Annotated in this window: 11 protein-coding genes and 1 tRNA gene; 11 read left to right on the top strand and 1 reads right to left on the bottom strand. The window is 39.2% G+C overall.

The features are described 5' to 3' along the window. Window position 1 precedes the first annotated feature (1 nt). Window positions 2-457 carry a Rieske (2Fe-2S) protein gene (locus ACM46_RS00145; RefSeq protein ID WP_048504618.1) on the bottom strand — a complete coding sequence of 152 codons (456 nt, stop codon included), beginning with the start codon at window positions 455-457 and terminating at the stop codon, window positions 2-4. Between the two features lie 110 nt (window positions 458-567). Between ACM46_RS00145 and greA the strand changes: the two genes are divergently transcribed. The 11 genes from greA (at window position 568) to ACM46_RS00090 (ending at window position 12,756) form a co-directional block, all read left to right on the top strand. Then, complete coding sequence (gene greA, locus ACM46_RS00140; protein ID WP_048504617.1) at window positions 568-1,038, top strand: transcription elongation factor GreA; 471 nt, start codon at window positions 568-570, stop codon at window positions 1,036-1,038. 77 nt (window positions 1,039-1,115) lie between these two features. Further along, entirely contained in the window at window positions 1,116-1,505 is a 390-nt protein-coding gene (locus ACM46_RS00135) for an HIT family protein (protein ID WP_048504616.1), read from the top strand. Between the two features lie 62 nt (window positions 1,506-1,567). Continuing rightward, entirely contained in the window at window positions 1,568-2,758 is a 1,191-nt protein-coding gene (gene clpX / locus ACM46_RS00130) for an ATP-dependent Clp protease ATP-binding subunit ClpX (protein ID WP_048504615.1), read from the top strand. A gap of 75 nt (window positions 2,759-2,833) precedes the next feature. Beyond that, a complete protein-coding gene (locus ACM46_RS00125; RefSeq protein ID WP_048504614.1) occupies window positions 2,834-4,768 on the top strand; it encodes a T9SS type A sorting domain-containing protein in 1,935 nt (644 codons plus the stop codon). A 5-nt stretch (window positions 4,769-4,773) separates the two neighbouring features. Then, window positions 4,774-4,995 carry a hypothetical protein gene (locus ACM46_RS00120; protein ID WP_048504613.1) on the top strand — a complete coding sequence of 74 codons (222 nt, stop codon included), beginning with the start codon at window positions 4,774-4,776 and terminating at the stop codon, window positions 4,993-4,995. A gap of 61 nt (window positions 4,996-5,056) precedes the next feature. After that, window positions 5,057-6,349, top strand: coding sequence for a peroxiredoxin family protein (locus ACM46_RS00115; protein ID WP_048504612.1), 1,293 nt, complete (start codon window positions 5,057-5,059; stop codon window positions 6,347-6,349). A gap of 44 nt (window positions 6,350-6,393) precedes the next feature. After that, window positions 6,394-6,467, top strand: a tRNA-Met gene (locus tag ACM46_RS00110). Window positions 6,468-6,996: 529 nt separating this feature from the next. Beyond that, window positions 6,997-8,514, top strand: coding sequence for a tyrosinase family protein (locus ACM46_RS00105; RefSeq protein ID WP_048504611.1), 1,518 nt, complete (start codon window positions 6,997-6,999; stop codon window positions 8,512-8,514). After that, on the top strand, window positions 8,511-9,278 hold the full coding sequence (locus tag ACM46_RS00100; protein WP_048504610.1) for a DUF2182 domain-containing protein: 768 nt from the start codon (window positions 8,511-8,513) through the stop codon (window positions 9,276-9,278). The genes ACM46_RS00105 and ACM46_RS00100 overlap by 4 nt, the downstream gene beginning before the upstream one ends. A gap of 371 nt (window positions 9,279-9,649) precedes the next feature. Then, window positions 9,650-11,383, top strand: coding sequence for a hypothetical protein (locus ACM46_RS00095; RefSeq protein WP_048504609.1), 1,734 nt, complete (start codon window positions 9,650-9,652; stop codon window positions 11,381-11,383). Next, the gene (locus tag ACM46_RS00090; protein WP_048504608.1) at window positions 11,380-12,756 is read left to right on the top strand and encodes a hypothetical protein; all 1,377 of its coding nucleotides are present in this window, start codon (window positions 11,380-11,382) and stop codon (window positions 12,754-12,756) included. Before ACM46_RS00095 ends, ACM46_RS00090 begins: the two co-directional genes overlap by 4 nt. The last annotated feature ends 37 nt before the right edge of the window (window positions 12,757-12,793 follow it).

Raw genomic sequence — 12,793 nt, 5'->3', positions numbered from 1 at the left:
CTTAATAGAAAATATTTAGGTTTTTGGTCGCAGGATCGTAATTGAAAAGATAGGTCTTTGGAGGAAGAGAGGTTTTGGCTCCGGCTTCAGGCTGCCCTGTTCTTAAAATCCACCGGGTGTTGTCTTTGGGACACAGAATGCTGATGTTGTCTTTTACTTCAAGAGTTGTATTGGCATCAGGACAGATATGAGGAGCGTTTCTGTCGTAAGCTTTAAAAGTCTCCCCGGCGCGAACCACAATTAATCCTCTTGTTCCGGACTGCTGTTCGTTTACATAAATCCAGCCTCCGTCATAGTTCAGGGCATTGTAAGCAGGAAGGTTCAGGTTTAAAGTTACATTAATAGGATTGTTTGGAAAGCAGTTGACAGTGTCTTCTCTGCTTCCACATGAGTTTATAGTTAAATTACTGAAAATCAGTAGTGTTGAAATCGATAGTATTGAAAAAGTTTTTTTCATTTCAATTTAAATTTTTATATATTTGTAAAAGTTAAACGATTATAACACGTAAAACATTGTCCGGCAAATGTCGGATTATTTTTTTATACCAAACCTAAATTTTGAAAATTATGGCAAGCTATGTAACAAAGGAGGGACAAGAGAAAATGAAAGCTGAGCTGGAACAGTTAGAAACTGTGGAAAGACCAAAAATTACCCAGCAAATCGCAGAAGCAAGAGATAAAGGAGATTTATCTGAAAATGCTGAATATGATGCGGCTAAAGAGGCTCAGGGAATGCTTGAAATGAGAATTTCCAAGCTTAAAGATATTATCGCCACTTCCAAGATCATAGATGAAAGTCAATTAGATACTTCAAAAGTTTCTATCCTTACCACCGTAAGACTTAAAAACAATGCGACCAAGCAGGAGCAGGTATTTACTTTGGTACCGGATAATGAAAGCGACCTTAAAACAGGAAGAATTTCTGTAAATACACCCATTGCAAAAGGATTACTTGGAAAAGTAATAGGGGAAACTGCAGATATTACCCTGCCAAACGGAAACAAACTGTCTTTCGAAGTATTAGACATCACTCTGTAATCTAAGTACGATTTATAAAATTAAACTTCTAATTTCTAACTTCTAATATCTAGTATCTAACTTCTAACTTCTACACTATGAGCAGTATATTCACAAAAATCATCAACGGCGAAATCCCCTCATACAAAATTGCTGAGGATGATAACTTTATCGCATTCCTTGACGCAATGCCCCTGGTGAAAGGACATACGCTGGTAGTTCCTAAAAAAGAAGTAGACCTGATCTTTGATCTGGAAAGTGAAGAATACAAAAATCTTTGGGGATTTGCCCAGCAGGTCGCCAAAAAAATAAAAAATGCGGTACCCTGCGTAAGAGTAGGCGTCGCTGTAGTTGGACTTGAAGTTCCTCATGCTCACATCCACCTTATTCCCTTAAACAGGATGGAAGACATGAACTTCAGAAATGAAAGATTGAAATTAACAGACGAAGAATATAAAGAGATTCAAAACTCAATTATTAATTCTTAAAAAATCATACAAAATCGTAAAAAAGAAATTTTTTACGATTTTCTTTAACCTTATTATATAGTATGAACTCAAACCAATGTTCTTTCTGCGGCAGAAAAAGAAATGAAGTACAGATGCTTATTTCTGGGCAGAACGGCTTTATCTGTGAGAACTGTATCGAGCAGGCGCACGTTATTGTAAAAGACAGTGTTTCCAAGACTGCATCATCTTCTCCGGCAGAAAGTATAGACGAACTGAAGAAACCAAAAGAAATTAAAGAATTTCTAAATCAATATGTGATTGGGCAGGACCAGGCGAAGAAGCAGCTTTCTATCGCGGTATACAATCACTATAAAAGACTGCTTCATGCAAAAGATGAAAACAGAGAAGTAGAATTGGAGAAATCCAATATCATCATGATTGGTGAAACAGGGACAGGAAAAACGCTTCTGGCTAAAACCATTGCAAGAGAGCTTAATGTTCCTTTCTGTATCGTGGATGCTACCATTCTTACCGAAGCCGGTTATGTAGGAGAGGATGTTGAAAGTATTCTTTCAAGACTTCTGATGGTAGCCGACTTTGATGTAGAAAAAGCAGAAAGAGGAATTGTATTTATTGATGAAATAGATAAAATTGCAAGAAAATCAGACAATCCGAGTCTTACGAGAGATGTTTCCGGAGAAGGAGTGCAGCAGGGATTGCTGAAACTTCTTGAAGGAAGTATTGTGAATGTTCCGCCTCAGGGAGGAAGAAAACATCCGGATCAGAAATATATTCAGGTGAATACCCAGAATATTCTGTTTATTGCCGGAGGAGCTTTTGACGGGATCAAAGAGATCATCGAAAGAAGAATGAACAAACAGGCGATAGGATTCAGTTCTGAAAAGATCAACAAAGTAGACGAAGAAGAATATATATTAACCAATATTAATGCAATCGATCTTCGTTCTTTTGGATTAATTCCTGAACTTTTAGGAAGATTTCCGATTATTACTTACCTTGATAAACTCACCAAAGAGACCATGGTAAGAATCATGAAAGAACCTAAGAACTCAATCGTCAACCAGTTTGTGGAGCTCTTCAAAATGGATGGTACGAATCTTATATTTACAGATGGCGCTATCGAAAAAATCGTAGAAGAAACTATGGAAAAAGGATTGGGGGCCAGAGGATTAAGAGGAACCACGGAAAAAGTGCTGGAGGATTACATGTTTTCGATAGGCGAGGAGAAAGAAATCATATTAACGGAGGATAATATTTTTGTTAATAAATAAAATATATTTTTTTCTTTAAAAAAAAATCTTACCTTTGCGGGTGAAGATTGTATTAACACACAAATAATTTATACAATGAGAAAAAGTTTATTTGCTATAGGTCTTTTAGCAATTAGTTACTCTGTTCAGGCGCAGGTACTATGTCACGTTGACACTAATGCTAATATGTATGTAAGCGAAGGCACCCTGGTTTATAGCGGTGGAGGTGTACAGACAAGAGGTAATGGCCTTTTGGACGTACATGGAAACGTTATGGTTGTAGGGGCTGCTGGAGACGCTTTTAAGACAATTACTACCGGAGGTGCTGATAAAACCGACGGTGGAAATATTATTTTAAGGCTTAACACTCCCACTGCTACTGACGACGCGTCTACTTACGGACAGTTATATGTGGATGGATTATCCCAGGCCAATATTACAGGAATTGTAAGTAAAGAATTCCGTACCAAGAAACATGGTAACGGAAGTTTCTATCAGCAGGTGGCAATGCCTTTCTTTGGCAAGCCTCTCAATACCCTATCTACGGAATTGGGTAAAACTTTTGGTACTGTAAGAAGAAGCCAAAATGAAATTCTAAAATGGAACAACACAGCGGCGGTTGCCGATTTTGCTGATCTGACTGTTCCTACCAGTGATGGTTCCGGATATTATATGCTGGGATCTAACAACAACAACCTAGATACAAGTAGTTCATTACGTACTGTTAATGGACGTCCTTATGCTACATTTGCAACTAACACAACTCTTCAGAACGGAGGAAATGTTACCTTTGGGGCAGGTGGTAATGCTATTAACGGATACAACGAAAGATACAATACCTATCTTCAGGATCAGTTCGAAAATTCAATTACTCCTTGGGGAAATACATATGGTAAAAACATTTACCAGTTTGGAAACCCTTTCCTTACCAATCTTGACTTATCAAGAATAGGATACGTAGAAAACGCAGGAACAACTGATAACAACAACGTTTCTAATATCTGGGGAGTAAGATACGATCCTGGAACAGTTACTGTAGGATCTCAAGGACAGACATACAGTAACGGAGCATTAATCCAGACTTTTACGACTGGTGGTGTTCCTGTGGGAGATATTGGTCTGATCATCAAGCCAATGCAGACTTTTGTATTGAAGCTGAGAGACAATACCTCACAATCTCTAACATTTAATACCCTTAGAAGATTTAACCAGACTGTAAGAGCTGCTGCAACTAATTATAGTGTTACTGCTGCTAAAAACGGTGGTGGTAAGAATATAGACGGAACAGTAAAGCAACTTGGAGTAATTGGTTTAGATGCTAATGGAAATGAAGTGGCAAGAACTTATTATGTAGTTTCTCCTAATGCTGTTACAGGTCACCAGACTTCTACAACCACTTCGGTGCAGGCTACATCTACAACGGGTAACATGATCGGAACATTTGAAGAAGCTTTGAATGGTGGATATGATCCAAACTATACAGGCCAATATTGGTTGTATATCAACGAAGCCAATGAAACCAACTTCACCGGTAAAAATGTTAAACTTGTAAACTATAAGACAGACATAGTTAAATCATATAAATTTGAAATAAGAGAAAACGGTGAATTAATTCCTGCAGGAGCACATCAGTTATCTGCTGGTATCGGTTTCTATTATAAACCATCAAACGGTACGGTACAACAGGCAGTACAAGGAGGTGTAGCACCAAGTGCTGTTTCATCTTATGATTTATACTATGGTGAACCAAATAATGTGGTGTTAGGAACAAAAGATAATATAGCCACACCTTCAAGAACAATGGTGGTATACAATCCGGAAATTACCAACTACATTGTTAGATTCGATCCAAACTGGAAAAAAGCAGATATTGAAGTTTATGATATGAGCGGAAAACTAGTGATCTCCAAAAAAGCAGTTGATGCATCTAGAGATTTTGTAATAGAGCTTAATGGCGCTGTTAAAAACTCCTATGTTGTAAAAATTGTTTCTGATAAAGGAGAAACTGTTAACACTAAAATCTTAAAATAAATATTATGAAAACTATTAATAAACTAGTATTCGCTCTTTTCTTATTCGGAACGCTATTAGTCAAGGCAAATGACGAAATTCCACCAGTACCGGGAGGTGGAGGTACCGGAGGGGTAGGACCAGGAGGAGCTGCATCACCAATTGATATGTATGTTTATCTGTTATCCATTGTTGCCGTTGCATTTATTGTATTCTACACAAAGAAATTAAAGAGCCAAAAAGCCTAAAATTTTATTAAAATAACATTAAACTCTCTGATTAATCAGAGAGTTTTTTTATTTTTACTTTATGAAAAAGATATATATATTATCTGCAGTACTAGCTGCATTCTCTCTACAGGCTCAGTTTACGGTTACCGTACAGGCTACCGCCGAATTTAAAGACCAGGATGCCATCCTATACACATTAAACGGTTCAAAAGATATAATTGTTACTAAAGAACAAGGCAAGAACGGAACATGGACTTTCAAATATCCCAACCATTACATGGGAATGATGAAAGTATACTTTCCCGCTTCAAATAATTCGGTAAGTTTTGTTTCTGAGAACAAAAATGTGAGCATCAAAATGGATGTTCAGAACAATAAGATTAAAGACGTAGCCTATCTTGATGAAGTCAATGATATTATGAGCAAGCAACAGGAGGGCTCACAGAAAAAAGAACTCATCCTTCCTGCTCTGGCACAGATTAAAGAATACTATAAAGATAACACAGACTTCGGAAAAGCTCTGAAAGCTGAAATAAACAGGCTTTCCGGCACAAATACAGGGGTAGATGCTGCACAGCATCCGTTCATATCTTTCTATAATACCAATTACAGTAAATTTCTATCCAATTCTTCGGATCCGAACAAAAAAGTAACGCAGGACGATATCATTAATTTCCTGGATAAATCCAACGATATGCTTGAGTCTTCCTCTCTTTTAAGACCTGTTTTGGTTTCATACCTGAACTCAGGAGGGAATACCAACGTAGGAGGGGCTGTAGATACGCTTTTAGACCGATTGAAGGTAGAAACTCCAAGAGGGCAGACCGTCTTGTCAGAACTTATTGACATCTTTGATGCCTACGATATGGAAGAATTTAAAACCAAATATCTTACCCTTGCGAAAAATCTCAAATGTACAATTAACGACAGATTGGCTACGACACTGAAATCCAACGCTAATGTAGAAATGGGAGCCACATTCCCTAACGTTAAATTTCAGTCGGTTTCCAATACCTCTGCAAAGTCTCTTTACGATGTGAAGGCTGACAAAAAAGTGGTGGTTTTCTGGTCATCTACCTGTTCACACTGCGAAACCGAGCTTCCACAGCTTTTGGCTAAATACAATGATTTAAAAGCTAAAAATATTCAGATTGTAGGATTATCTCTGGATACAGATAAGACTTCCTATACTCAAAAGATTGCCGCATTTCCCTGGGTGAATGATTCGGAATTAAGAGGATGGAACAGCAGTTACGTAGATACCTACAATGTTCATGCAACTCCGACGTATTTTATTTTAGATGCTAACAATAAGATAATCAACAAACCAGACCACGTGGGCGATGTTTTAGAATATTTTAAGTTAAAATAATTTTGGTGGTAAACAAATATTTTCTATATTTGCACCACCAAAACGGCGAGGTAGCTCAGTTGGTTAGAGCGCAGGATTCATAACCCTGAGGTCACGGGTTCAATTCCCGTCTTCGCTACAATAAAAGGGAAAGCATTACAGATTGCTTTCCCTTTTTCATTTTCAATCATCATTATAACCGATCTTAAAATGATGGCAAAAAGTTTCTCCCGGTAACTTTTATGGGACTGCAATGAAGCTATCCCAAAAGTTATTCACTCAATAAAAAATTCAATTGTACTTTTATTTGACCTAAAGTGTCCCCAAAGAAATCTTATGGTCTTTATTCATTCGCTTAAAAAGAATCAATGGAATTGATTACATCTTAGCCTCCTTAAATTATACATCTAGAAAAATCATTTGCGTAAAAAAGAGAAGCCTTCTCCAATGCAAAATTAATCTTCCAGCTATCAACCCGATACTCATCTTTATTATTTAAAGGGAGAAAACCGCACATATAAATTCACACAATAGGGAAAATTAAGTATAAATACGTAATACTTTTTCGATGCGTGTGCATAGATTTGTGGTTAACATGAAAGCTGCTTTGGAAAAAGCAGTCCTTTTGATAAAAACTTTATAATAACCGAAAACAAAAAATTAATTCAATGGCAAAGTTTACAAGAAAAAATGCTTGGGACCAGGGCGGGACTTTTGATAATCCCGATCTTTTATGGTACGCTAAAGCAGTAGGCGTGATGCAGTCAAGAGCTTTAAATGACGAAAACAGCTGGTGGTTTTTTGCCGCCATACACGGTGAACAGATGGGAGGAAGTACATTTCCAAACTGGAATACCCTTCCTTATCCACCGAAAGTTCCTACAAAACCTCTTCCTGATCCAGTTACGATGGGTAAATACTGGAAACAGTGCCAGCACCAGAGCTGGTATTTTGCTCCCTGGCATCGTGGGTATCTTATTGCCCTTGAAGAGCAGATTCGTCAGGCAGTAATCAGCTTAGGAGGCCCTGAAGACTGGTCACTTCCGTATTGGAACTATTTGGGGCCGGGAGATCAGTATAAGATACCTCCGGCGTTTACAGAGAAAACCCTTCCAGATGGAATAACACCTAACCCTTTATTTGTAACTGCAAGATACGGTCCTAAAGGTGACGGAAATATTTATGTTCAGATTCCACCATTATCAGAGGCATGCCAGGGAAATACAATCTATACGGGAAGCAATTCTGCAACTCCAAAACCAGGTTACGGAGGTCCGAAAACAAAATTTTCACATGACGGAGCATTGAGCGGAAACCTTGAAAACAATCCTCACAATATGGTACACGTGCAGGTAGGAGGGAAAAACGGACTGATGTCTGATCCGGATTCCGCAGGGCTTGATCCTATCTTTTATCTTCACCACTGTAATATCGACAGAATGTGGGCCGCATGGAACGTGAACAATCATAACCCGATTGATCCATTCTGGTTGGGAGGGCCTGCCCTGTATGGAGAAAGAGAATTTATCATGCCTTTACCAAATAATAAGGCATGGGTGTATACTCCGGCAGAAATGACCAGCTTAAGCAAACTTGATTATACTTATGATGATCTTGCTCCATCAACAGCTCCATTAGTGGAAAAAACACTTTCTCAAAGATTAACTAAATTAGGGGTACAAAACATTGAAACCGAAAATTTACAGGATCAGAATATGGACTTAGGAGACAACTCAGAACTTGTTGGTGCCAATGCAGGACAGGTTCAATTAGACGGATCAGGAGCGAAGACTACAGTGAAGCTGGAAGCCTCTTCCTGGAAGAATGTACCTAACAGCCTGATGAAAGCCTCTGCATCCAATTTACCGGATCAGGTATATCTTCAGCTGGAAAATGTAAAAGGAACCGGAGATGCCAATATTTTAAGCGTTTCCGTGAACCATCAGCTTGCCGGACATGTCTCTTTATTCGGATTGCGTAATGCTTCTGATAAAGACGGGCACAACGGAGGAACAGGACTTACCTTTATTCTTAATATTACAGATATTATTGATAACCTCTTTATTAATAATCAGCTTGATATTAATTCTCTTGATGTAACCATTCTGCCAGAGAATACAATTACGGCAGAAGAGACCGTTACGGTAGGCCGCGTAAGCATTTACCGTGAAGCACAGCAGTTATGAAAACCTCGGAAAGAATCCGATATTCAATAAGCATAACGATTCTGGCAGTAAGTCTTTTATTCTGGGTAGTTCTGCTGTTTAATCCCGGGGGAATTATGACGGTGAAGCACTGTCACGTTACCCTTGAAGGACCATCAAAAGCATCTCTTCAGATGATGATACAGATGAACCCGGTCTCTGATCTGATGATCGGCTGGACATTGATGGTACTGGCCATGATGCTGCCCAAACTGATCTCTCCGGTTCAGTATATTTATGAGAGAAGCTTTAAAAGCCGTAGATTCTGGTCTGCGCTGCTCTTCATTTTGGGCTATACAGCCGTATGGATTGTCATGGGATTCTTTATGAATGCTTTGATTATGGGAATGAATCTGTTGTTGCCTAATTCTTATATTCCTGCAATAGGAGTCGGGATTATAGCTGTAATATGGCAGTTTTCCCCGGTCAAACAACGATGTCTGAACCGTGGGCATGATCATGTTCCTCTGGCAGCTTTTGGTTCTGAGGCAGACCGTGACGCTTTTATGTTCGGAATTATGCATGGAGTCTGGTGTGTAGGAGCAGGATGGGCACTGATGCTTTTCCCGATGCTGCTGCCGTCAGGGCATAATCTGGCTATGATCGTGGTTACATTCGTCATGATCAGCGAGCATATGGAACATCCCAGATTTCCAAGATGGCATTTTAGCTTTCGTCTGAAACTTTTACGCATTATCGTTGCTCAGACCAGCAGTCATCTGAAATCGGCATTTAAGATAAATTGAATACTTTGTTTTCTTCTCAAATCAACTTCACTTACCAAGGTGAAAATTACCGCACTTCAGAGTGCGGTTTTTTTATGATTGAACTTTTTTATCACAGTTTAAGGAGTTTTATGTCTGTAATTTATTCGTATTGAAGGTGTTTCAGGCGTGCGTATAAACTTTGAATAAAGAAATTGCGTATAAATACGTAAAGAATTTCGAAGGATAATATCTAGCTTTGAGTATCAAATTTACTTCTCAGATGAGCATCAGTAGAAAAAATACTTTCTGGTGGTGCTTTTTTGAAATCAGACCTTCACTGCACTTTCGGTGCTGATGCATTCACGATGATCTCAACTTCTTAAAACTACATACCATAAAAAATTAAAACCATGAAAAAATTTGACACCCCTGCTTATCAGGCAGAAAAAGATTTTAAAGACCAGTCGGATCTGAAAAACCAGATTGAAAATGCATGGAGCAATTATGTACAATACTGTACCATAAATTCTCAGATGGGAAATCCATGGTCCAGCAGCTATGATCATCCAAGAAGCTGGTATTATAATCCCCTTGTAACTCCGGCAACTCCTACGAAAGATAATACGGTCCCAATACAGTGGGGAGCTTTTCCGAACAGGATCAATCATTATTTTACCAATCTGTTCGTTCAGCATTTCCAGAAAGAAGCTCAGGACAAATTGCATGAGTTTGCCGATATTGGTCCGGGAGCATTCAGCAAAAAATATGGAATTACATTAGTGGTTCCTAAGAATCCATGTGATCCGAAGAATACCGATACCAAGCCATTTGGACCTTCAGGACCAAGAGGATGGCAGGATGAATACTGTGAGTGGGCAGTTACCAGAGATGCCAACGGAGATATTACCGCGGTTGATTTTACCCATGAAAATCCGGAATACTGGTTCCACATGTGGAAAGTTTCTCCGGATACGGTAGTTTCACTGTATCAGGAAATTCTTAATAATCCCAATGTAAGGATGGAAGATCTGTTTCTTTTGGATGAGCAGGGTAACCCTGTGATTGTGAGAGAAACCGGCAAACCTGCTTATAATCCTATCAATAAATGGAACAGCGGGCCTTCTGCAAGTGAAAGCGGGGGAGGAGCGGTACATCTTACAAGCCCGCCGAACTCATTGGGAGCAGAGATTTATCTTGGAGCTGCAGCGACTATTTTGAGAGTGGTTGACAAAAAAGTGATCACAGATGCCAATACCCTGATCTGCGCTGCGCAATACGGACAAATCTACAGAAACAGTGATCCCCGTATCGGACAAAATGTAAATTCATTGGTTTATAATAAAAAACTAAAAATATCATTAACCAATCCTATCGCTTTGTATGGACAGCTTCCTGATTTTACTCAGTTTACAATGCCTGCATCGGCTGAAGGCTATACAATTAAAGACTGCTATAAAATTATAAGAGGTACGGATACCAATCCGGGAGCTACTTTTTATCCTTTCAATATGATTCTTCATTCGCGGTTTGAAGTTCCTGCGGGAGCTAAGTTCAAACTCAGCGAGATTCTGGTGAAAGGACTTCCTTTGAAATGGGGTTCGCAAATTGCAGATGTTTTTAAAGTACAGCTCGCGGGAACAGGAATTCCGGGAGGAGCAGATAAACCTCAGGAATATCCTCCGGTTGGAGATCCGGAGGTTACATTGCCAAGTGTGCAGTATCTTCTGGATAATCATTTGCTTCAGGCCAGTCTTTACAACAAACTGAATACATTTTCTAATCTCACATCCTGCATTACGCAGATTGAAGCGGGAACTACAACAAAAGGAATTGCGGTATTGGCCAGTGATGCTAATGAGAAAACCGGTTTTGATTTTGGAAAAGGGCTTAGTGTATCGGTAACAGATTATCAGGATCTTGGAAATGACAATCAGTTGTTTATTGTAGATATTACGGCTGATGCCAATGTAGCATTGGGAGAAAAACCTCTGGCTCTGTATAATACTGCTTCAGATGCTAGATATACTTTATCAGGTGTTCTGGAAGTTGTAGCCGCAGGTTCTCTTCCTGATCTGGGTATTTTACCTAATCAAAAGTTACTTTCCGATCAGCAGATTAAACAGGTTCAAAAAATACTGAAATGAGAGCGCTGCTAATTTCCTTTTTTCTACTGAGTTTAATTTCAATTTCATGTGAATCCGGAAAAAAGGACAAAAAATTAAACTCCGGAGTCGGTTTTTCTAAAGAACTGGCAGATTTCGATTGCGGTGCGTTTTGTGATCCGCCTTCGGTGGGCTATCAGCTGCCGGCTGATTCTACCTGTGGACACAGCTCTCAAAATGTACTGAACTGTTTTGCCTGGAAAAATTTTCTTGCTTTGAACTGGCTGGCTTCCGATCAGAGAGGAGTTCCTGATACTACGGCAGTAGCTGCTGATTACGGGATGCCGGGAGATTACAAACCCACTGTTTGGGAAAGCTATCTGAGCAGCGATGAAGTGTTTTCACCTAAGCCACAGCTTCAGCAATGGAATCTTAAAAGCCAGAACAGCTACATGAAGTATATTAACGAGATTAATAAATTCACGGATATTAATGTAAATCTTCCGAAGCCCAAACTAAGAACTATGCTGGGAGGAAATGTGGATGAGATCATGCAGGCAAAAGGGGCGTGGCTTACGGATCAGAGCGGAAATATTGTCTGGTATGAGATCAGAATGAATACGATTGAAAGTGATTTTATCCGGAACAACAAACTGTATAATTCCGAAACCTTAAATGCCTTTGCCGCCAAAAATCAGGGCGTATGGCTTCCTATGGAATCTATCGAAATAAAAGCGGCATGGAGAATCATTCCCGAAGCACAGCTGGAATCACTTAAAAACTTTTACAAGATTTCCAGGGCTATGGTTCCCGAGATTAAAGGATTTGATAAAAACAACCAGCCTATCTATGGGAAATACACCCAGAAATATTTAGGATTGGTAGGTTTGCATATCATTCGTAAAACCAATCAGTCGCCGCAGTTTACATGGATGACTTTTGAACATGTGAACAATGCTCCTACAGAAGGGAAAGTAGATCCTTCCATTAAATATTGCTTTTATAACCCGAACAGCAAAGACAAACCGAATCAGTCTCCTGTTCCCGGGAAAGACAGCTTAAATAAACCTGTTCAGGTAGTCCGTATTGCAGATAATGCCATTACTCCTGAAATACAGAATCTGAACAAACAGATCAGGGATTTAATCAAAGCCAGTAATCCGAAATCGGTGTGGCAGTATTATCAGCTGGTGAATGTACAGTGGCCTGAAAACCCGGTTCAGGATGCTAGCAATAATAAGACAGCTCCGCTTATGGATGGTGGTATTACCCCGAACAATATAGCCAATGTGACGATGGAAACCTACATTCAGGAAAAGCAGTGTATGGATTGTCATAAGAACGCTTCCGTAGGGGCCAACAAATACCCGACAGACTACAGTTTCATATTTTTAAAGGTGAAACCGGGAAAATAAACCCGGTTTTTCATGACGATTTTAATTTTATAAAAGA

This window comes from Chryseobacterium angstadtii (genome assembly GCF_001045465.1).
Classification (GTDB): domain Bacteria; phylum Bacteroidota; class Bacteroidia; order Flavobacteriales; family Weeksellaceae; genus Chryseobacterium; species Chryseobacterium angstadtii.
The sequence above is the reverse complement of the archived record's forward strand: the minus strand, read 5'-3'. Positions and strand labels throughout refer to the sequence as shown.

Excerpts from the sequence above, each read along its gene's own strand:
- ACM46_RS00145 (WP_048504618.1), bottom strand. The coding sequence starts at position 457 with ATGAAAAAAACTTTTTCAATACTATCGATTTCAACACTACTGATTTTC.
- greA (WP_048504617.1), top strand. The coding sequence starts at position 568 with ATGGCAAGCTATGTAACAAAGGAGGGACAAGAGAAAATGAAAGCTGAG.
- ACM46_RS00135 (WP_048504616.1), top strand. The coding sequence starts at position 1,116 with ATGAGCAGTATATTCACAAAAATCATCAACGGCGAAATCCCCTCATAC.
- clpX (WP_048504615.1), top strand. The coding sequence starts at position 1,568 with ATGAACTCAAACCAATGTTCTTTCTGCGGCAGAAAAAGAAATGAAGTA.
- ACM46_RS00125 (WP_048504614.1), top strand. The coding sequence starts at position 2,834 with ATGAGAAAAAGTTTATTTGCTATAGGTCTTTTAGCAATTAGTTACTCT.
- ACM46_RS00120 (WP_048504613.1), top strand. The coding sequence starts at position 4,774 with ATGAAAACTATTAATAAACTAGTATTCGCTCTTTTCTTATTCGGAACG.
- ACM46_RS00115 (WP_048504612.1), top strand. The coding sequence starts at position 5,057 with ATGAAAAAGATATATATATTATCTGCAGTACTAGCTGCATTCTCTCTA.
- ACM46_RS00105 (WP_048504611.1), top strand. The coding sequence starts at position 6,997 with ATGGCAAAGTTTACAAGAAAAAATGCTTGGGACCAGGGCGGGACTTTT.
- ACM46_RS00100 (WP_048504610.1), top strand. The coding sequence starts at position 8,511 with ATGAAAACCTCGGAAAGAATCCGATATTCAATAAGCATAACGATTCTG.
- ACM46_RS00095 (WP_048504609.1), top strand. The coding sequence starts at position 9,650 with ATGAAAAAATTTGACACCCCTGCTTATCAGGCAGAAAAAGATTTTAAA.
- ACM46_RS00090 (WP_048504608.1), top strand. The coding sequence starts at position 11,380 with ATGAGAGCGCTGCTAATTTCCTTTTTTCTACTGAGTTTAATTTCAATT.